The sequence below is a fragment of the Dyadobacter sp. SG02 genome (assembly GCF_900109045.1).
In the GTDB taxonomy this organism is placed as follows: Bacteria; Bacteroidota; Bacteroidia; order Cytophagales; family Spirosomataceae; genus Dyadobacter.
This window is the reverse complement of record NZ_FNYL01000010.1, coordinates 264,267-285,024: the sequence shown is the minus strand read 5'-3', so window position 1 is coordinate 285,024 and position 20,758 is coordinate 264,267. Positions and strand designations below refer to the sequence as shown.

Below are 20,758 nucleotides of genomic sequence, written 5' to 3'. Positions count from 1 at the left end.
GTTTCCTATTCACATTCATCATCTAACTATGGGTTCAGCAATGAAAATTTTAAAAGGACTGGTTCTCATTTTATTACTGAATACCACTTTCACACACGCTCAATACACTTCCCCGATTGCTGGCGGTGTGGATGTCGGTACCGGTATTGGCAGCAATTCGTGGGCTCCTTCCATTATGTATCACGAGGAAATCGGTTCTCAGAAGCTGCCGTGGCTTCGGTTTGGGGTCGGTTTCAGGGCGTGGGGCTATTACGCGGGCAGGACCAATCTTTACACCGAACGCATTGCGGGAATCGAGGATTACCTGGAATTTCGGGATGTGTCGGTCAATGGGCTGAGCGTTCTCGCGAGCGTGAACGTGAGTTTCTGGAAGTTGGATATCGGTGTCAATACCGACCTGCTGGGCCTCACCTACGGTTCCAGGCGACATGGATATTACGAGAAAGCAGGCCGTCCGTCGAACGGCACCGGGAAGCCTTATTACGATTCATGGATAGCAGCTAAGCCTACGCTGTTCAATGCATTGCCACTGGCACTTCGCAGGAATACCGGGATGTCGGAGGCGTTCGTGCGCTTTAAGGCTGGCCGGAACGTGGGCGTGAAGCTCGGTTATACCTATGGACGGCTTACTTACACGACCAAAAAGATCGACGGGTTCAATGTTTACCTCGATAACAGCCAGCGACATGTGACCAGGGTTTACGGCCTTCCGTACGTCGCATTGGCCTTTGCGGTAGGGGATTGACAAATGAATTTTACAAACACACTTGTAATTCAATTTGTTAAACTCTATATTTGCACTCCCATTTTGCGATGGACTGTCTTGTTACAGTGTAAATTATTGAAAATCAATTAAATTTTTTGTTAATCGTGGATACGTTAAGCTACAAAACCATCTCGGCGAACAAAAACACAGTAAACAAGGAGTGGATTGTTGTGGATGCTGAAAATGCAATTCTTGGTCGTTTGGCCAGCGAAGTTGCCAAAATTATCAGAGGCAAACACAAAGCAAGCTACACTCCTCATGTGGATTGTGGTGATAACGTGATTGTTATCAACGCCGATAAGATCAAGTTGACAGGTAAGAAAATGACGGACAAAATTTATGTTCGCCACACAGGTTACCCGGGAGGTCAACGTTTTCAAACTCCCCGCGAGTTGCTCGAAAAACACCCTGAGCGTGTGATCGAGAAAGCCGTAAAAGGCATGCTTCCAAAGAACCGTTTGGGACGTCGTTTATTTACAAACCTGTTTGTTTACGCTGCCGCAGAACACCCGCACAGCGCTCAGCAACCAAAGCAAATCCAATTGTAATTCATGGAAGTGATCAACACAATAGGTAGAAGAAAAACAGCCGTTGCTCGTATTTACCTTACACCAGGTAAAGGCGACATTAAAGTTAACGGTCGTGATTACAAAGAATATTTTCCGTTTGAAGTACACCAGATCGTTCTGCAACAACCGTTCGCGACAATCTCAGGTGGAAATGGTTACGATATTAAAGTGAATGTTAGAGGTGGTGGAATCTCAGGTCAGGCGGAAGCGATCCGTATGGCGGTTTCACGTGCACTGGTTCAATACAACGGCGAATTCCGCGGCGCATTGAAAAAAGAAGGATTCCTTACCCGTGACCCACGTATGGTTGAGCGTAAGAAATACGGACGCGCTAAGGCTCGCAGAAGGTTCCAGTTCTCGAAACGTTAATAGAAAATGGTCATGTGTGGTCATTGAAAGTCAAGAATGGTCATGTGTTGTATTTTATTACTTAAAAACAATACCTGGCTACAAATGACAACCTTTGACAACCAATAGACCTGGAAATTGTCCAGACGTCGCTTATCGTGCCCGATGCTTCGTGCTGCGTAACAAGTCTAAAAAATATTTTTAAATCAAATTTGGCAATGGCACAAATAGAATATAAAGAACTATTGGATGCAGGTGTCCACTTTGGTCACCTTACCCGCAAGTGGGATCCACGGATGGCTCCATATATCTTCATGGAGAAGAACGGGATCCACATCATTGACCTGAACAAAACTTTGAGCTGCCTTAACGAAGCGGAAGCTGCGTTGAAACAGATTGTTCGTTCAGGACGTAAGATCATGTTTGTTGCTACTAAAAAACAAGCGCAGGAAATCGTAACGGAAGAGGCGAAACGCCTTAAAATGCCTTACGTGACCGATCGTTGGTTGGGTGGTATGCTGACAAACTTTGGCACAATTCGCAAGTCTTTGAAAAAAATGCAGACTCTCGAGAAGATGCTGAAAGACGAAGCCACGGTTAGCAATATTGCGAAGAGAGAACGCCTGATGCTTACACGTGAAAAGGAGAAACTGGAAAGAGTACTAGGTGGTGTAGCGGACCTTACTCGCCTTCCGGCAGCACTTTTCATCGTTGATGTAAAACGCGAGCACATTGCGGTAGCAGAAGCAAAAAGATTGAACATCCCTATTTTTGCGATCTGCGATACCAACTCAAACCCTGAATTGGTTGACTTCCCAATCCCATCGAACGACGATGCTTACAAAGCGATCTCGTTGATCACACTGGCGATCGGTAAGGCTATCGAAGAAGGTTTGATGGAACGCAAACAAGATAAGGACGATCAGCGCCTGGTAGAGGAAGAAGAAGCTAAACGCGCAGCTGACAAAGGTGAAGAGGCGGCCCCTCGCGCCGAAGTTGCAGCAGAAGCAGAAGTTGCTGAATCTGACGAAGAGTAAAAAGGGCAATATGGCGTAGTTTTCAAATGATTCGCCATACTTGACATATACGGTAGCCCATAGCCTCTTGCTATGGGCTACATTTTTTTAAAATTCTCCGAAACGGGATTCCTTAACCAATTGATAATCTCCGGTTAAAGCCCCTTTCAATACAAAACATTAATACATAATATTTATCACGATCATGGCAATTACCGCACAAGATGTAAACAAACTCCGCCAGATGACCGGCGCGGGCATGATGGATTGTAAAAAAGCCCTGCAGGAAGCAGATGGCGATTTCGACAAAGCCGTTGATATTCTCCGTAAACAAGGACAGAAAGTTGCTGCAAAACGTGCCGACAACGCCGTATCAGAAGGAACTGTCCTGATCAACATCAGCGAAGACGGTACCAACGGTAAACTCGTTGCGCTGGCTTGCGAAACGGAACCCGTATCGAACGTGGAAGATTTCAAAAACCTTGCGCAGTCTATCCTTGACAAAGCAGTAGCGGATAATATCGCTGACAAAGACGCGCTTCTGGCTGCAACTTTGGCTGACGGTCGTCCGGTAGCCGAGCACATGGTAGAACTGACAGGTAAACTGGGAGAGAAACTGGAAATCAGTGCTTACGAGAATGTTTCTGCTGACAAAGTAGTGCCTTATATCCACTCAAACGGCAAATTGGGCGTATTGGTAGCATTTGCCGGTGTAAACGGAACGGATGTTGCTGAGCTTGGCAAAGACGTAGCCATGCAGATTGCCGCTATGAAGCCGGTCGCTTTGGACAAAGACGGTATCGACGCTGCTATTATCGAGCGCGAAATCGAAGTTGGTAAAGAGCAGGCTCGCGCGGAAGGCAAGCCTGAGGCAATGCTTGAGAAAATTGCTCAGGGTAAATTGCAGAAGTTCTACAAAGACAGCACCCTGTTGAATCAGGAATTTGTGAAAGATTCTTCACTGACTATCCGTCAGCTGCTTGAGAAAACTTCAAAAGGTTTGACAGTGACCTCATTCAAACGTGTAGCGATCGGCGGATAAGCCTTTTTTGCAACAAATATATTGACAACGCCTGGTATCTAATTTGTATACCAGGCGTTGTTTTTTCATATTTACAGAAAGTTAAATGCAATTTAATTTTCAGCACACGCTATCGGCGGCTTTTCATCAGGCACAATGGTTGATTTACGGAGCAATTCCTGTTCGGAGCATAATTCGACAGATGAAGAATTAGTTAGACTATTTCTCGAATCAAGGGACAATCGTCACTTCCGGGAACTTTACGAGCGCTACGCTTTAAAAGTTTACCAAAGATGCCTCACACTCACGAAAGACGCCACTCGCGCCGAAGACATTATGCACGATGTCTTTCTCAAACTCATCCACAAAATGGGTTCCTTCAAGACCGGCGCTAAATTCTCCACCTGGCTTTTTACCATTACCCACAACCATTGTATGGACCTCGCTCGCGGGAGCAAGCGCAAGGTCATCCTCGTCCATGAGGCCGAAATGCCCGGTTGCGTCGGAAAAGAAGAGTTTAGTTTGCAAGGGCTTTTCGAAGAGGACGTGAATCTCGTAAAGCTAAGGGCGGCACTCGATCTGCTGGGCCTGGAAGACAAGGCGATGATTTATCTCAGATATCTCGACGACCGCAGTATCCGCGACATCGCAAATCTCTTCCGGACGACCGAAAGTGCCGTCAAAATGCGGCTGTTGCGGTCGCGCAGGAAGCTCCGCAAGTGGTATCATAAACTTTCTGAAGAGCGCAAATTTTTTTGAAAGCATCAGAAATTGCTTTACTTTGACCGCTACCTCCTCATTTGTTAGTTATTAAACGGTCCAAAATCAGATGAGTACGGTCCACTAAACACATTAGAAATGAATCAAAAACATCAACTCAAATCCTTTATTGCTCTAATTTTACTTGCACTTCTCACATTCCCGGCCGTTTCCCAAAATAAAGTGGATCTTTCCAACTCGATCAACTCCGGCCGGTTGAAAACCGCAAACGATACCGCCTGGCATAAGATAGAGTTCGGGGCTAACCTGAACCAGGGTTCTTTCAGCTCCAACTGGACGGGTGGTGGCGTCAACTCCATTGCATTGGGCCTCTTCCTGAATGCATTGAGTGAAAAGAAGGTCGGCAAGAACTCGTGGAGGAACGACTTCCAGGGCCAGTATGGTATCGTCCGTAACAAGGGGCAGCAAAGCCGCAAGAACGTCGATCGGATTTTCTTCGATACTAAATATAACCGCGAGCTGACGTCAAAATGGAGCCTTTTTGCGAATGTTAACTTCCTGTCGCAGTTTGGTAACGGTTATGAATATTCTGATACCAGTGAGGTCAAGAAAAAGGTATCAGGCATTCTTGCTCCGGCATACCTGACCGAGGCGATTGGTATCGAGTATCGCCCTGTTCCATATTTCTTCGTAGACCTTGCGCCTGGCGCGTTACGGCAGACGATCGTGATTGATGAGGATTTGTATGTCAACACGCCGGATCAGAAGAATTACGGTGTGCCCATTGGCAAAAAGGTGCGCACAGAAGCGGCGCTGATCCAGTTGGTTGCCAATTTTGACAAGGATATCGCGAAGGACGTGAACCTGAAATTCCGTTACCTGATGTTTTCCAGCTTCAAACATCCTCTGAATATAGATAACCGCCTGGATGCCCAGCTGACAGCCAAGATCAACAAATATGTCAATGTCAATCTCGGTGCCATTATGGTTTACGATGAAGACCAGAGCAACAAAATCCAGTTTGCTCAGGCTCTCAGCATAGGCTTTTTGTTTGCTTTTTAATCTATCAACTAACCTCATCTTGTTATGTTAAAGGAATTCAAGACCTTCATTGCCCAGGGCAACGTACTGGACCTCGCTGTCGGTGTCGTCATAGGTGCGGCATTTGGAAAAATCACTACGTCGCTCGTGGAGGACATTCTGAACCCGATTCTGGGCCTGATCCTCGGCGGAGTGGATTTTACGCAACTTAAAGTTGTGCTGAAAGAAGCTGTCGGCGAAACGCCGGAAGTAGCGATCCGATACGGCAACTTTATTCAGGTCCTCATCCAATTCCTGCTCATCGCCTGGGTGATATTCCTGATCGTGAAAGCGGCCAACAGATTGAAATTATCGGAATCGATGAAGAAAGAGTAGAACTAGTTAATTGTCCATAAATAGTAATCGAGAGGCATATTTCCTGTGCCTCTTTTTTTATCCGTGTTATTGGGAGGGCATTAAAAAAAGTTTTCGGCAAAAGATTTACCTTCGTGGTTAATGCAGATTGTTCAACGTTTTAATTCGATTCTTGTGCAAAAAAAGGTGACGATACTGGGTGGCGGAGAAAGCGGTGCGGGAGCTGCGATTCTTGCGAAATCCAAAGGTTTTGAAGTTTTTTTATCGGATAAGGGCCAGTTGCATCAGAAGTACGCAGACATTCTGAACAGTGAAAATATTCCATTTGAACAGGGACAGCATTCGGAGGAGCGCATTCTCGAAAGCGACCTGGTGGTGAAAAGTCCGGGTATCCCCGACAAAGTGCCTCTGATTGTTGCATTGAAGGAAAAAGGCATTCCCGTCATCTCCGAAATCGAGTTCGCCTCGCGCTATACGGACGCGAAGCTGATCGCGATTACCGGCAGCAACGGCAAGACAACGACCACGTTACTGACGTACCATTTGCTTAAAACCGCGGGCCTGAATGTAGGCCTCGCCGGCAATATCGGCGACAGTTTTGCCTGGGCCGTAGCTGAAAAGCATTTCGATTATTATGTATTGGAAATCAGCAGCTTCCAGCTGGATAATATCATCGATTTTCATCCTTATATTTCCGTTCTGCTGAATATCACTCCCGATCACCTGGATCGTTATGGGTATGATTTTCAGAATTATGTGAATTCCAAGTTTAATATCATTCGTAACCAGACGGCCTCGGATCATTTCATTTATTATAAAGAAAGTGAAGTGATTGAAAAGGAGCTCGAAAAGAAAAATTCGGCGGTGGGTAAGGTGGAAGTGTCGCTGGAAAATGTACTGGAATCAGGTTCATATCTTGATAACGGACAATTGATTTCCAATATCAGCGGCAATGCATTTGAACAGGCATTCGTTGAGTTGCCTATCAAAGGTCCCCATAATGCGATCAATGCACTGGCGGCGATTTCGGTGGCTCAGTTGCTGGGTATCGGTGCAGAAGAGATCCGGGAGGGTTTGAAATCGTTCATCAATGCACCTCACCGGCTTGAACAGGTGGAGGTGATCGGCGGGGTGACTTATATTAATGATTCCAAGGCTACCAATGTGGATTCCGTGTACTACGCGTTGGGTAGTTTCGATCAGCCGGTGATCCTTATTGCCGGTGGTGTGGATAAAGGGAATGATTATTCACAAATTGAAGGACTGGTTAAGGAAAAAGTAAAAGGACTGATCGTTCTCGGGAAAGATCCCTTGAAACTTGAAACCTACTTTTCGGGCAAAGTCCCGCAAATATATGCGACCGAGGATGTCCAGGACGCCGTCAACAAAGGACGGGAATGGGGCGTGCCGGGGGATATCGTTCTGCTTTCACCCGCCTGCGCGAGTTTTGATTTGTTCAAAAACTACGAGGATCGCGGTGACCGATTCAAAGCTGCCGTCAGAAACCTCATCCAATGACCATCCCTGACAATTCTGAACTATACCTGACAACAAATTCTTAGCCGCCAGATAATATGGATTTCCTGAACAAAACAAGGGAAGATACCCAGGCATGGTTTAGCAAAAACCTCAAAGGCGATCCCTGGATTTGGGGCATATGCATTATCATGCTCATGTGGAGCATTGTGGTGGTGTACAGCGCTTCCGTGAAGGACGCTTACAGCCAGATGGACGGTAACACCGAATATTATCTCTACAAACATGCATTGTTGTGTGTGCTGTCGCTGGGCGTGATGTATTTCGTGCACCGGGTGCCGTATATCAAATTCGTGTACGTGACGCGCCTGGCCGTTTGGAGCTCCATTCTGCTTTTGATATTCACGATGTTTTTCGGGACGTCGGTGAACGACGCCGCCCGCTGGATTGAGATACCCGTGCTCGGACAGCGTTTCCAGCCTTCGGAATGGGCCAAGGTAGCATTGGTAGCGCATTTGTCGCTGATACTGGCGAGGCATATCAAAGGCGGCTGGAATACCCGTGAACTCTTCATGGAGCCGCTCGCGCTCGTGGGCGTCGTGTGCGGGCTGATTTTCGTGAGTAACGTTTCGACGGCGGTGATGTTGGCCGGCATTTGTTTTTTGCTCATGTTCGTGGGCAAAGTACCGCTGCATTACCTTGCATTTACGGCGCTCGGCCTCGTGTTTTTCGCGACCATCGCTATTTTACTTAACTCCACACAACGGTCGGGAACAGCGCAGAGCCGCATTTCGACCTTTTTTGACAAGGACGTCGTCGTTTACCAATCCCAGCAATCCTACATGGCCATGGCCCGCGGCGGGTTGTATGGGGAAGGCGTTTCCAAAAGCCGCCAGCGCCGCTTCCTGCCCGAGCCGCAGAAGGACTTCATTTTTGCCGTGGCGGTGGAAGAATATGGCACCCTGGGCGGTACCGCATTGATTATCCTTTACCTGATCCTGCTATACCGCGGCCTGAAAGCCATCGAAGCGACCAAGCGACCATTCGGCGGGTTGCTATCGGCCGGGCTGACATTCATCGTCGTGAGCCAGGCGTTTTCAGCGATGGCGGTAACGGTGGGCCTGGTGCCGGTGACGGGACAAACGCTGCCGTTTTTTAGTCAGGGTGGAACGTCGCTGCTTTTTACGGGTATTGCAATGGGCATGATCCTCAGCGTGAGCCGGGGCGAGATCGTCGAGGAAAAACGCATTTAACATGGCAAAAAGAATCATTATCAGCGGAGGAGGCACCGGCGGGCATATTTACCCGGCCATCGCCATTGCCAATGCATTGCAGCATAGGGAGCCGGAGACGGAGATCCTCTTTGTGGGTGCTTTGGGTAAAATGGAGATGGAAAAGGTACCCCGTGCAGGTTATAAAATTGTGGGACTGCCTATTGCGGGGATTAAAAGAAGCCTTTCACTGGAAAACCTGACACTACCATTCAAAATGTTCCGAAGCCTGATGAAGGCAAAAGAGGTGATTAAGGACTTCAAACCTGACGTAGCCGTGGGCGTAGGCGGTTTTGCCAGCGGGCCGTTGCTCATGATGGCTTCCTTGGCGGGTATCCCGACGTTAATTCAGGAGCAAAATTCCTACGCAGGCATTACCAACAAGTTTTTGGCAAAAAAAGCAGCCAAAATATGCGTCGCTTACCCCGGTATGGAAGCATTTTTCCCGAAAGAGAAAATCACCATGCTTGGTAATCCGGTGCGGAGCGACATTACTTATGTGCATTTGAAGCGTGCCGCCGCATTGGAACATTTTGAATTAAATGAAGGCTCGAAAACACTGTTCGTAATGGGCGGTAGCCTCGGCGCACGCTCGATAAACGAAAGTATTACCGAGGGATTGAGCAAGCTGGTGGAAGCCGGGTACCAGGTATTATGGCAAACCGGTAAGAACGATATCGATAAAGCAAAAGCGGCCATCGAAAAGCTCGGTACGGACCGTGTGAAGGCTTTTGACTTTATCTATACCATGGATCTCGCTTATGCGGTAGCAGACGTGGTGGTTTCCCGCGCCGGTGCATTGTCGGTATCGGAGCTTTGCCTTGCGGCGAAGCCGGCCATCCTCGTGCCATTCCCGTATGCCTCGGAAGACCATCAGACGAAGAATGCGATGAATCTGGTCGATAGCAATGCCGCCATTCTCGTCAAAGACCCGGAAGCGCGCGAAAAGCTGGTGGACCAGGCATTGGCCTTGCTCGACGATGTGACACGCCAGCGCGAGTTGCAAACGAATATCAATAAACTGGCTCGTCCCAGCGCGGCCGACGACATTGCCGCGGAAGTTTTTAATTTGATTCAGTAACCCCAAGATTTGAATATGATGTCATCCTCTGTGACAAACTGGAAATATATCTATTTTGTAGGAATAGGCGGGATCGGAATGAGTGCGCTTGCCCGCTGGTTTAATGCCAATGGTTTCGAAGTGGCCGGTTACGACAAAACTATGACCCCGCTCGTAGGCAAGCTCATTGAGGAAGGCATTCCGGTAACGCTGGAAGACGACATTTCGACCATTCCGGCAGCATTTACCGCCGATCCGCAGCAAACGTTGGTGATTTACACGCCCGCCGTTCCGGTGCAGCATCAGCAAATGCATTATTTCCGGGATGAAAACTTCCTGATCCTGAAACGCTCGCAGGTATTAGGCATTCTGACCCAAAACCTGAGAACGATCGGCGTCGCGGGTACGCATGGGAAGACGACCACATCCTCGCTCGTAGCGCACATCCTGCGCCACGCGCATGTGAACAGCACGGCGTTTTTGGGTGGTATTACCCAAAACTACGGTACCAATCTGCTGCTCAATGAGCCTACCGACAAGCTGGAAGAGGTTTTCTGTGTAGTAGAAGCCGACGAATTCGACCGCTCGTTCCTGACATTGTTTCCCGAAATCGCAATCGTAACTTCCACGGACGCCGACCACCTCGATATTTACGGCAAACACGAAGCTGTGCTCGAATCTTTTCGCGATTATGTAAGCCAGATCGACGAGAACGGTGCATTGTTTATGCGAGAAGGTCTGGAAATAGCGGACAGCAGCAAGGCGAAGGTATTTACCTACTCGCTAAATAGCGGCCCGTATCATGCGGCAAACATCCACATCGAGAATGCCCGCTTCGTATTCGACCTGATCTATCCAGGCGGCGTGATCGAAGGCATTGCGATGAAAATACCGGGTTACCACAATATCGAAAACTCGATTGCGGCCAGTGCGGTAGCATTATATATAGGTGTTGAACCTGCGAGGATCAAGGAAGCGCTGGAAAGCTACGGAGGCGTGAAGCGCCGTTTTGAATACCAGGTAGAGGAAGAAGGGAATGTGTATATCGATGATTACGCGCACCATCCGACGGAAATCGAGGCATTTCTTTCGTCGGTGAAGGGATTGTATCCCGGCCGCCATGTGACGGCGATCTTCCAGCCACACCTTTTCACGCGCACACGCGACTTTGCAGATGGATTTGCAGAAAGTTTGTCATTGGCCGACCGCCTTTTGTTGCTGGATATTTACCCTGCACGCGAATTGCCCATCGAGGGCGTCAATTCGGAAATGATCCTGGGTAAAGTGACCTCGAATGATAAACAACTGGTTGCAAAAGAAGAAGTTTTACAACTTTTAAAGGAATTAAATACAGATATTGTAGTCACGATCGGTGCCGGTGACATTGATACTTTGGTAGGGCCGATCCGCGATTTGCTGCAAAATCCAGTTGCGAATAATTAGTCATAGCATTTTTAATATTACTAAGATGTTACGTAAATTTGACTATTCATGGACTTTGTTGAAGCGTAGTTTGTGGCTTATTCTGCCCATTGCCGGCATCGGTATGGCAGAAAGCAAGCTGGGTCAACAGCGTTGTACAAATCTCGTAATATCGATCCAGGGCGATTCGGGTACAAGATTCCTGAATCAAATGGATGTACAAATGCTGCTGACGGAGAACGGCGGCGATCCGCTGATCGGGAGCAGGCTCAGAGATGTGGCCCTGCACGATCTGGAAAATCGCGTGAGCCGTAACAAGCTGATCAAGAAATGTCAGGTTTTTCGTGACCTCAGGGGCAATATAGTAGTCGAAGTAGAGCAGGAGAAACCGCTTGCACGCTGGATTAACACTTCGGATAATGGGGAAATGCGGAACACATCGGGATACTATATCAACCATGAGGGCGTTTTTTTTCCTCTATCAGAAAGTTATTCAGCAAGAACGTTACTGGTTTCAGGGGCGTATTTTCAGAACCCTCAAAAGCTGAGGTCCGAAAAGGGCGCTCAGGTTTTGGAGTTATTGCGTTTTCTGAACACGGACCCGTTCTGGAAAGCACAGGTTACGGAAATGAATGTGGATAAGGATGGTGAGGTTGACCTCACGACATTGCTGGGCGACCAACGGGTCGAGCTGGGAATGGCGGAGGATTTCGAGTCGAAATTCAAAAAGCTGCGCATCTTTTATGATAAGGTGCTGAGCAAAGATTGGGGTAGGTATAAAAGGATTAGTGTTAAGTTTCAGGATCAAATAGTTTGTGAATAATAATTCACCATCAGCATGGCACACGATAAGATTGTAGTTGGGGTAGATATTGGAAGTACTAAAATAACGGTCGTGGCTGCGCAAGGCTCAGCGACGCGCCGGAACAATATCGAGATTTTGGGCTTCAGCGAAGTCCCTGTGCCAGCGGGAGCAGTGGTAAACGGCTCCGTTGAAAACATTAAACAGGTTGGCAGCGCGATTAAGGAAGCACTGGCGGAAGCCGGTTCACGATCGGATCTCGATATTGGAATAGTCAATGTAAGCTTTGGCGGCACGCACGTAAAAGTGAGCCCGCAAACCGACGGGGTGATCAGGCCGTCGGCATCGTCGGGCGAGGAGGTAACGCAGCGGGATGTAGACCAGTTGGTCGACGATATGTACCGTGCGAAAATCGAACCGAACTTCGATGTGCTGCATGTGCTGCCGATGGACTTTACGGTTGATAACTCGACGGGCGTGCGCGAGCCGGTAGGCCGTACGGGTATTAAGCTGGGTGGTAACTTCCTGGTGGTTTCTGCCAACAGCCAGTCGGTATTGCGTACCAAGAAGAGTCTGGCCGAAGCTGATCAGGCATTGAAATGCGACAAACTGGTACTGGCCCCGCTGGCGACCAGCCTGGCCGTATTAACCGATAATGAAATGAAAGCCGGCATCGCGATGGTGGATATCGGCGACCATACCACGGACGTGATCATTTACCACGACCGCATCGTGCGTCACATTGCTTCGTTTCCGATTGGGGGACGGCACATTACCTCAGACCTCGAAGTAGGCTGCGGCATTCAGTTCGAGAATGCGGAGCATTTGAAAAAAGAATATGGTGTGGCAGTTTCCGCGGATGTTCCCTTGAATGTGGAAATCCTGATTAATTACCTCGCAGGCCGTCAGCCGAAACCGGTTTTGAAAAAGAATGTCGCATTGATCATCGAAGAGCGTCTGAAAGAAATCGCGGCGATGGTTTATGCGGAAATCATTAAATCGGGTTATGCCGACAGGCTGATCGGTGGGCTCGTACTCACCGGAGGCTCGGCGAATATTCCGGAAATCGAAGCATTGTTCGAAAGGGTTACCGACATGTCGGTGCGCGTGGGCTATCCCGAAAACCTCGACCGCACCGCGAAAGCCGATGCGGTAAGCAATGCCTCGTTCAATACCGCCATCGGACTGGCATGGGCGGGATTGAAATTGGTTGATCCGCGGGTGAAATCGGTTTGCAAGCCTGCCTCGGCATTCAATACGGGTAATGTGGTTCAGAAAGAGCCTGTGAAGGAAACAAAAGAGACGCCGAAACGTAATGGAACGTTTTGGGACAACATTACCGGCATTATTGGTAAAAAAGACGAGAGTCTGGGAGACTATTAACAGGAATATCATCACGCATACTCAACCCCGGAAAGAATATGAACAATAGCTTGTTGCACGCATTAGACCAGGACTATATAGTGAACGAAATCATCAAAGACCCAAACGGAGAGGGCCACGGTGAGCCGGCTATCATCAAGGTGATTGGAGTCGGCGGGGGTGGTAGCAATGCTGTGAACTACATGTTTGAGAAGAAGATCAAGGATGTGGAGTTTGCGGTTTGTAATACCGACAGGCAGGCGCTTGCCAATAGCCCTGTACCTGTCAAAATCCAGTTGGGTGCGACTTTGACACAAGGCCTGGGAGCCGGTACCGATGCTACGAAAGGCAAGGAAGCGGCTTTGGAGACAATCGAGGAGATCAAAGGCCTCCTGGGAGGCTCTACACAGATGGTATTTATCACCGCCGGTATGGGTGGTGGAACCGGAACAGGTGCAGCGCCGGTGATCGCGCAGTTGGCCAAGGAAATGGGCAAACTGACCGTAGCCGTCGTAACCGCGCCTTATACCTGGGAAGGACTTGACAAGAAAGAGCAGGCGCTCGAAGGGATTGAGCAGCTAAAAGAATATAGTGACACCGTCCTCGTGGTTTTGAACGATAAGCTCGAAGAACTCTACGAGGATATGACATTGACGCAGGCTTTCGCGGAAGCGGACGGCATTTTGCTCAATGCAGTGAAAAGTATCTCCGAGATCATTACCACCAACGGTAATATCAACACCGACTTCAAAGATGTGGAGAAAGTGTTGAAAAGCGCCGGGCAATCGGTAATGGGAACCTCGGAATCTACCGGAGCCGACCGCGCACAGAATGCGATCAAGGAAGCGCTGGATTCGCCACTTCTGAACGACCGCGACATTCGCGGCGCGAAAAGGATCCTCGTAACGCTTGCTACCAGCAAGAAGAAAGAGGCTACCATGAGGGAGCAACGCGAAATCTGGCAATATGTACTTTCCCAGGTGGGCGGCGAAGCTCGCATGTTCAAGCTGGGTACGATCACCGACGATTCGCTAGGGGATAAACTCCGGGTGACCGTTGTGGCGGCCGGTTTCGACAGCATTGAATCGCCAATCCCCGGTATTCAGCTGAAAGGAGTCAAAGGACAGCCTCAGCCGGCCCCTGTGGTGGTGGAAGAGCCGAAAGAAGAACTTCCTCCTGTTGCAGTGGAAGAAGAAGAACTGGTATTGACAGGAGAACTGGAAGAAAATACCCCAACGGGCTCGATCGACCTCGTTCTGGACGATGAAAGGGTTACGCACGGATTCGAACCGATCAATATTTCATTGACGGAAGTAGAGCCGACGAACGACTGGACTGATGAAGACGCCCTGAAAATGGAAATGATGATCAAATCATTCCGCGACGGGCTGGTGAAATATTCCGACCTCGAAGGCCCGGCTTACCGCCGGAGCAGGGTAGAGCTTTGGAAGCGGCCCGCCATTCCGGCACATGAAATGGAACAGCATTGGCTGAAATAGCAAAAGGGAGCGATGAGCTCCCTTTTTTAATGTTCTAGAAATGGATGATCTGCCCGGCCTGTATTTCGAGCAGCTCTTTGTATAATGCGTTAGACATCACATTGTCGGCGTAGTGCGAGCGTATCTGCCCGAGCTTCACGCGCATCGCCAGCGTGTTCATGCCCAAGTAGCTGAAAACGTCGTTCAAATGGCTTAATGCAATAGTAGCACCTTGCGGATTTGACGACAAGCCTACCAATGCGGCCTTTTTATTCGAAAAACTATTTGGGTAAGGCAGGCCATCGATAAATGCTTTCAACACACCGGGGTAGGAGCCATTGTACTCGGGCACGATGAATACGAACTTGTCGGTTTGTTCCAGTAAGGATTTCAGATTGTTGAATGATTCGTTTTTGCCGGTATTGGCATACAATGCAGACACCGTGAAATCGTCGGGCAGATTTACCAGATCCAGGATAATGCTGGTGGCGCCGAGTTGATGGAGAATACCCTGGTAGTAGTCAGCAATTTTTCTGGACATCGAGTTGGGCCGGTTGGTGCCAACGATAATGACTATGGGCGACGTGGATGAACTCATTTGAAAACCCTGTTTGCACAGCTCAAAGCACTGCACCGGTTAATGTTAGTTATCATTAGTAACAAATAATGAATAGAATTGTTCTAATGTGGCATTTATGGCGACAAAACTAACCGTCAAACCGACACGTTACCAGGCAGTTTTCATGATACACAACAATTATTCTTATATTTGAGCCCGTTATTCATCTTGAAATCCAATTAATGGTCTGATTTTCAGATTGTTATATATAAATCAACCCACATACAAATATGTCCTGGTTTATTCGCAAAGAAAAAGGTATCAATACACCGACTGAAATGAAGCGCGAAGCGCCGGACGGTTTGTGGTATCAATGTCCTAATTGCAAAAAAATCACTCCTACCAGGGAACATAAGCAAAATGCTTTTACCTGTCCGCATTGCAACTACCACGAGAAAGTGGGGTCGGATGTGTATTTCAACCTGCTTTTCGATGACAATGAATTTATCGAGCTCGATGCCAACCTTGTTTCCGGCGACCCGCTGGGTTTCGTAGATACCAAGGCTTATCCCGACCGTATCAAGTCGACGATGAAGAAAACCGGCTTGAAAGATGCGGTTCGCACAGGTCATGGTAAAATGAATGGACTCGACCTCGTGATCGCTTGTATGGATTTCAGTTTCATCGGCGGTTCGATGGGTTCGGTGGTAGGAGAGAAAATCGCCCGCGCGATTTCTTACTCGCTCGAAAAGAAAGTCCCTTTCCTGATGATTTCGAAGTCGGGAGGTGCGCGTATGATGGAGGCAGGATTTTCGCTGATGCAGATGGCCAAGACCTCTGCGCGCCTGGCACAATTGTCGGAAGCTAAGATACCCTATATTTCACTGTTAACGGACCCTACAACCGGCGGTGTGACAGCATCTTACGCTATGCTGGGCGACTTCAACATTTCGGAGCCCGAAGCTTTGATCGGTTTCGCAGGTCCGCGCGTAATCCGTGAAACAATCGGTAAAGACCTGCCAAAAGGCTTCCAAAGCGCTGAGTTCGTGCTGGAACACGGTTTCCTCGACTTCATCGTCGATCGCAAGGATTTGAAAGATAAATTGACAAGCTTGCTGAGTATGCTCAAATAGGCAATACTATTTAGCAAAGCGGCCCGTCAGGTTATCTGGCGGGCCGCTTTGCTGTTATAATGTTGAATGCATTCAGAATGCCGGGTGCATTGGTCACGGGCAGGCGTCTTTCCGGCGGGTATCGGTAATGTCGTTAATCTTCCAGCCCGAGCTGGTTTTGATCAGATTGAAAACGTTCACGCCGCAATGCGAGAACTTCTCGCCGAGGTGAAACTTGTAAGGCGCCCATACGACTGCCATTGGGCCGTCGACCCAGACCTTGACGTCGTAAATGCGTTCGTCCCATTGCTCTTTATGCGGCGTTCCTACGGCTTTCACAAAGCCATCGACGCTGCCTTTGTGCGTGACGGTAGAATCTGCGGCGTTTTTAGAAATGGAGGTCAATGCGGCTGTTTTCGTAAATACGCTTCTGACGGCCGTTGAATCGCCATTGCGCATGCCGGTAAACAGTTTATCGACAGTCGCCCGTGCGTCCGCTGCTTGTGCATGTGCGCGATTTGCCGCTGATGCAGTGATCGTAATGAGTAATGCAAGTGTCAGGAAATGGCTAATACGTTTCATTGGTATAGTTTTAACAAAAACTTAATTTTGAGCCCCTTTGTAAAATTTTGGGAATCGATATGTCGGAAAAAATAGTTAAAAAAGTAGATATAAAGAACAGACGGGCTTCATTCGAGTACTTCTTCCTGGAAGAGTTCACGACCGGTATGGTGCTTACTGGTACAGAAATCAAGTCGATCAGGCAGGGTAAGGTCAATTTTCAGGACGCTTACTGTCTGTTTATGGATGGAGAGCTCTTTATCCGCAGCCTGCACATTTCGCCTTACACGGAAGGCACGCATTACAACCACGAGCCCATGCGCGACCGCAAGCTGTTGATTACCAAGCGCGAGCGCAAGAAATTGATAGAGGGTTTGAAGGATGTGGGCCTTACGATTATACCTGTCCGGTTGTTTACCAGCGAGCGTGGCTTAGCCAAGCTTCATATTGCATTGGCGAAAGGTAAAAAGCTTTACGACAAGCGCGACAGCATTAAAGAGCGCGACGTGAAGCGCGAGAACGATCGGGCAGGTTACTGAGCAAACGGTCGGTTTGGGTTGCAAATGTGCTAATACGGTGATCCTCGGGCTTTTCCGATGAAGCTTTTTGACAATATTTGAAAATACCGGAGCGTTTTTTCTGGTAAAATATTGTTATATTGTGGGAATTAACTACCACAGGGCTCATGGGTAAAGTACTGGTTCTGAATCAAGATTATAGCGCATTAAGTGTTTGCACAGTTCCGAAGGCGTTTCTGCTGGTTTATATGAAGAAAGCGGAAATGCTCGCTGAGTCTCAACTGGAGCATCTCAGGACTGTCAACGACAGGTATCCCATGCCGGTCGTGATACGTCTCCATCGCTACATACACATACCTTACAGGGGCGTAGTCATGACCAGGCAAAACCTCTTCAAGCGGGACGGCAACAGGTGCCAGTATTGCGGAACCCACGATAATCTGACCCTGGACCATGTGATGCCCAAAAGTAGGGGAGGGAAAACCACCTGGGATAATTTGGCCACCGCATGTAAAAGATGCAACTCCCGCAAAGGAGACCATACGCCGGAAGAGGTTGACATGCCGTTAAAGCAGCGACCGTTCCGGCCTTCTTTTTTAATGTTCATCCGTGATTTTTCAGGCATGGCCGATGACGAGTGGCTGCCGTATCTCGGATCGAAAGAGCGGTCGTGTTAATTGGTATCTTATCCACTGATTGTCAGGCATTGTCATTTGTTGTCAAGTGTTGTCAGGAGGTTGAAAAAATAATGTCAGGTACGGTCATTAATTGTCAACCTTACTCTGCAACATCTGATCAAATTCTTCTCCAATTTATCTTCCTGACCATCTCCTGACTACACCTTGCAACTTCCTGACCGCACCTGACTAGCCCTGACCATTTTACGCCGATTCGGCACCATAACTCCTCAGCGTAAAATTAAATCGCCTAACCGTTCGGATATTGCCACCGAATCGCGTAATTTTGCGTCCTAATTTTTCAAAAATACTTGTTGAACTAATTTTCAGCCGATTAGCTCGGCGGCTGATGTATCGAAGAGCCATTATTCCTATTTATGTCTAAGGAAAAACAAAATCAACCACTTCCCGAATTCGATTGGGATAAAGCATCAGACAAAGGTTTCGGAACCGCTTATTCATCTGCCGACCGTACCCGTCTGGAACAAATGTATGAGACTACCCTTTCTCCGGTTTCGGAAAAAGAAGTAGTTAAAGGTGTTGTAGTAGGTATTACAGACCGCGAGGTGATCCTGAACATCGGTTTCAAATCCGATGGTATCGTTTCATCCAATGAATTCCGCGACCTGCCAGGTTTGAAAATCGGTGACGAAGTGGAAGTTTACGTAGAGAACCAGGAAGACGCACAAGGTCAGCTGGTACTTTCACGCAAAAAAGCGAAAGTTATCACTGCATGGGATAACATCCAGAAATCATTCGACGAGGATGTTGTTATCGATGCAAATGTTAAGAGAAGAACCAAAGGTGGTCTTATCGTTGATATTTTCGGCATTGAAGCATTCTTGCCGGGTTCACAGATCGATGTGAAACCCATCCGCGACTTCGACGTATTTGTCGGAAAGCGTATGGAAGTAAAAGTTGTGAAAATCAACTACGCTAACGATAACGTAGTAGTATCTCACAAAATCTTGATCGAAAAAGATCTTGAAGCACAACGTCAGCAAATCCTGAACAACCTTGAAAAAGGTCAGGTATTGGAAGGCGTGATCAAAAACATGACCAACTTCGGTGTGTTCATCGACCTTGGTGGTGTTGACGGTCTGTTGCACATTACAGATATTTCATGGGGCCGTATCAACCACCCGTCTGACCTCCTTTCACTGGATCAGAAACTGAACGTGGTTGTTCTCGACTTCGACGAAGAGAAAAAACGTATCTCTTTGGGTCTGAAACAACTTCAATCTCACCCATGGGATTCTCTTGCAGAAGAAATCCAGGTTGGATCGAAAGTTACAGGTCGCATCGTTAATGTTGCTGACTACGGCGCTTTCCTTGAAATCAAACCGGGTGTTGAAGGTTTGATCCACGTTTCTGAAATGTCATGGTCTCAGCACCTGCGCAATCCACAGGAGTTCATGAACGTGAACGACGAGATCAGCGCTGTTGTATTGACGCTTGACCGTCAGGAGCGCAAAATGTCTTTGGGTATCAAACAATTGACCGAAGATCCTTGGACTCAAGGTTCATTGAAAGAGAAATATGCGATCGGTACCCGCCACAAAGGAGTAGTTCGTAACCTGACCAACTTCGGTCTGTTCATCGAACTCGAAGAAGGCATCGACGGTCTGGTACACGTTTCTGACCTTTCATGGACTAAGAAAATCAAGCATCCTTCCGACTTCGTGAAAGTAAACGACGAGCTGGAAGTAGTTGTACTTGAACTGGACGCGGACAACCGTCGTTTGGCTTTGGGGCACAAGCAGCTTGAAGAAAACCCATGGGATACTTTCGAAAGCATCTTCGAAGTAGGTTCGGTACACAAATCTACCATCGTTGCGAAAGGTGATAAATTCGCTACACTCGAACTTCCTTACGGAATCGAAGGTGTTGCTTCTATCAAAAACCTTGCGAAAGAAGACGGAACGTTTGCTGAAGTAGGTGAGAGCCTTGACTTCACTGTTCTTGAATTCCTGAAAGACGAGAAGAAAATCGTTTTGACTCACTCTAAAGTTAAAGGCGTACCGGCCGAGGAGAAAAAAGAAGCGAAAGCTCCGAAAGCTCCTGCTGCTGAATCAACGAAACAGGAAGTTGAGAAATCGACTTTCGGTGACCTGAGCGTTTTGTCTGCATTGAAAGAGCAGATGGAAGAGAGCGAGAAGAAAGGAAAAAAGTAAAATAAAATATGGTGCGGAAGAATTTTTTAATACTTTTGCACCCGGATTAGCTGCCAGCCTCGCGCAGGCAGCTAATCTTTAAAAAATGGTTCCGTGGCCGAGTGGCTAGGCAGAGGTCTGCAAAACCTCGTACAGCGGTTCGAATCCGCTCGGAACCTCCCCTTAAATTGTGGCCTTTTTCCCCGGATTTGGGACACAATAAAATGCCTGAAAAATACCATTTGGATCAAGCTTTTTTAACGAGCTCCAAATGGTATTTTTTTTGCTATTTACTTGAAAATCAGACTTAAAATATTTTGTAACCCTTGTTAATTTAGGGCTATAAATTAGACAAATTATAAATAAGAAGGTGGGGTAAAATATCCCTTAAATACTTTTGTGGATAAAAAATCGTGAGCTAGTTTTGTCTGTTGAAGAATAATGAATAGTTGATTATGAATATACCATTCCG

The 20,758-nt window shown here is 47.8% G+C and carries 21 protein-coding genes and 1 tRNA gene; 20 read left to right on the top strand and 2 right to left on the bottom strand.

The window, feature by feature from the left end; translation table 11 throughout:
• Positions 1 to 40 precede the first annotated feature (40 nt).
• From BMW93_RS23510 to ftsZ, 15 genes are all read left to right on the top strand, one after another.
• The gene (locus tag BMW93_RS23510; protein ID WP_090382088.1) at positions 41 to 745 is read left to right on the top strand and encodes a hypothetical protein; all 705 of its coding nucleotides are present in this window, start codon (positions 41 to 43) and stop codon (positions 743 to 745) included.
• 125 nt (positions 746 to 870) lie between these two features.
• Entirely contained in the window at positions 871 to 1,314 is a 444-nt protein-coding gene (gene rplM / locus BMW93_RS23505) for a 50S ribosomal protein L13 (protein WP_090382154.1), read from the top strand.
• Positions 1,315 to 1,317: 3 nt separating this feature from the next.
• Positions 1,318 to 1,704, top strand: coding sequence for a 30S ribosomal protein S9 (rpsI, locus tag BMW93_RS23500; RefSeq protein ID WP_015812950.1), 387 nt, complete (start codon positions 1,318 to 1,320; stop codon positions 1,702 to 1,704).
• 197 nt (positions 1,705 to 1,901) lie between these two features.
• Positions 1,902 to 2,720 (top strand): 30S ribosomal protein S2, encoded by an 819-nt coding sequence (gene rpsB / locus BMW93_RS23495; protein WP_090382083.1) that lies wholly within the window; start codon positions 1,902 to 1,904, stop codon positions 2,718 to 2,720.
• Between the two features lie 184 nt (positions 2,721 to 2,904).
• Complete coding sequence (tsf, locus tag BMW93_RS23490; protein ID WP_090382080.1) at positions 2,905 to 3,741, top strand: translation elongation factor Ts; 837 nt, start codon at positions 2,905 to 2,907, stop codon at positions 3,739 to 3,741.
• A 135-nt stretch (positions 3,742 to 3,876) separates the two neighbouring features.
• Positions 3,877 to 4,479 carry an RNA polymerase sigma factor gene (locus BMW93_RS23485; protein ID WP_090382077.1) on the top strand — a complete coding sequence of 201 codons (603 nt, stop codon included), beginning with the start codon at positions 3,877 to 3,879 and terminating at the stop codon, positions 4,477 to 4,479.
• A gap of 99 nt (positions 4,480 to 4,578) precedes the next feature.
• The gene (locus BMW93_RS23480) at positions 4,579 to 5,502 is read left to right on the top strand and encodes a DUF3078 domain-containing protein (protein WP_090382074.1); all 924 of its coding nucleotides are present in this window, start codon (positions 4,579 to 4,581) and stop codon (positions 5,500 to 5,502) included.
• A 24-nt stretch (positions 5,503 to 5,526) separates the two neighbouring features.
• A complete protein-coding gene (gene mscL, locus BMW93_RS23475; RefSeq protein WP_090382071.1) occupies positions 5,527 to 5,856 on the top strand; it encodes a large-conductance mechanosensitive channel protein MscL in 330 nt (109 codons plus the stop codon).
• Between the two features lie 120 nt (positions 5,857 to 5,976).
• On the top strand, positions 5,977 to 7,353 hold the full coding sequence (gene murD, locus BMW93_RS23470) for a UDP-N-acetylmuramoyl-L-alanine--D-glutamate ligase (RefSeq protein ID WP_090382068.1): 1,377 nt from the start codon (positions 5,977 to 5,979) through the stop codon (positions 7,351 to 7,353).
• Positions 7,354 to 7,409: 56 nt separating this feature from the next.
• Positions 7,410 to 8,564, top strand: a complete 1,155-nt coding sequence (locus BMW93_RS23465) for an FtsW/RodA/SpoVE family cell cycle protein (RefSeq protein ID WP_090382065.1) — start codon at positions 7,410 to 7,412, stop codon at positions 8,562 to 8,564.
• Position 8,565: 1 nt separating this feature from the next.
• Complete coding sequence (gene murG, locus BMW93_RS23460; RefSeq protein ID WP_090382062.1) at positions 8,566 to 9,663, top strand: undecaprenyldiphospho-muramoylpentapeptide beta-N-acetylglucosaminyltransferase; 1,098 nt, start codon at positions 8,566 to 8,568, stop codon at positions 9,661 to 9,663.
• A gap of 18 nt (positions 9,664 to 9,681) precedes the next feature.
• Positions 9,682 to 11,085 (top strand): UDP-N-acetylmuramate--L-alanine ligase, encoded by a 1,404-nt coding sequence (murC, locus tag BMW93_RS23455; protein WP_177194179.1) that lies wholly within the window; start codon positions 9,682 to 9,684, stop codon positions 11,083 to 11,085.
• 25 nt (positions 11,086 to 11,110) lie between these two features.
• Entirely contained in the window at positions 11,111 to 11,887 is a 777-nt protein-coding gene (locus tag BMW93_RS23450; RefSeq protein WP_090382056.1) for a cell division protein FtsQ/DivIB, read from the top strand.
• A gap of 15 nt (positions 11,888 to 11,902) precedes the next feature.
• Positions 11,903 to 13,249, top strand: coding sequence for a cell division protein FtsA (ftsA, locus tag BMW93_RS23445; RefSeq protein ID WP_090382053.1), 1,347 nt, complete (start codon positions 11,903 to 11,905; stop codon positions 13,247 to 13,249).
• A 38-nt stretch (positions 13,250 to 13,287) separates the two neighbouring features.
• Positions 13,288 to 14,727 carry a cell division protein FtsZ gene (gene ftsZ, locus BMW93_RS23440; protein ID WP_090382051.1) on the top strand — a complete coding sequence of 480 codons (1,440 nt, stop codon included), beginning with the start codon at positions 13,288 to 13,290 and terminating at the stop codon, positions 14,725 to 14,727.
• A gap of 34 nt (positions 14,728 to 14,761) precedes the next feature.
• On the opposite strand, the gene BMW93_RS23435 is transcribed toward ftsZ, so the two are convergent.
• Positions 14,762 to 15,304, bottom strand: a complete 543-nt coding sequence (locus tag BMW93_RS23435) for an NADPH-dependent FMN reductase (protein WP_090382048.1) — start codon at positions 15,302 to 15,304, stop codon at positions 14,762 to 14,764.
• A 251-nt stretch (positions 15,305 to 15,555) separates the two neighbouring features.
• On the opposite strand from BMW93_RS23435, the gene accD reads away from it, so the two are divergent.
• Positions 15,556 to 16,398 carry an acetyl-CoA carboxylase, carboxyltransferase subunit beta gene (accD, locus tag BMW93_RS23430; RefSeq protein ID WP_090382046.1) on the top strand — a complete coding sequence of 281 codons (843 nt, stop codon included), beginning with the start codon at positions 15,556 to 15,558 and terminating at the stop codon, positions 16,396 to 16,398.
• A 93-nt stretch (positions 16,399 to 16,491) separates the two neighbouring features.
• Here the strand turns inward: accD and BMW93_RS23425 are convergent, their stop codons facing one another.
• Positions 16,492 to 16,959: a nuclear transport factor 2 family protein gene (locus BMW93_RS23425; protein ID WP_090382043.1), complete on the bottom strand. Its 468-nt coding sequence runs from the start codon at positions 16,957 to 16,959 to the stop codon at positions 16,492 to 16,494.
• A gap of 59 nt (positions 16,960 to 17,018) precedes the next feature.
• Between BMW93_RS23425 and smpB the strand changes: the two genes are divergently transcribed.
• The 4 genes from smpB to BMW93_RS23405 all read left to right on the top strand — a co-directional run bounded on the left by smpB (position 17,019) and on the right by BMW93_RS23405 (position 20,465).
• On the top strand, positions 17,019 to 17,477 hold the full coding sequence (smpB, locus tag BMW93_RS23420) for an SsrA-binding protein SmpB (protein ID WP_015812934.1): 459 nt from the start codon (positions 17,019 to 17,021) through the stop codon (positions 17,475 to 17,477).
• Positions 17,478 to 17,623: 146 nt separating this feature from the next.
• Positions 17,624 to 18,133, top strand: a complete 510-nt coding sequence (locus tag BMW93_RS23415; protein ID WP_019944881.1) for an HNH endonuclease — start codon at positions 17,624 to 17,626, stop codon at positions 18,131 to 18,133.
• Between the two features lie 377 nt (positions 18,134 to 18,510).
• The gene (gene rpsA / locus BMW93_RS23410) at positions 18,511 to 20,307 is read left to right on the top strand and encodes a 30S ribosomal protein S1 (protein ID WP_090382041.1); all 1,797 of its coding nucleotides are present in this window, start codon (positions 18,511 to 18,513) and stop codon (positions 20,305 to 20,307) included.
• A gap of 87 nt (positions 20,308 to 20,394) precedes the next feature.
• A tRNA-Cys gene (locus tag BMW93_RS23405) sits at positions 20,395 to 20,465 on the top strand.
• The last annotated feature ends 293 nt before the right edge of the window (positions 20,466 to 20,758 follow it).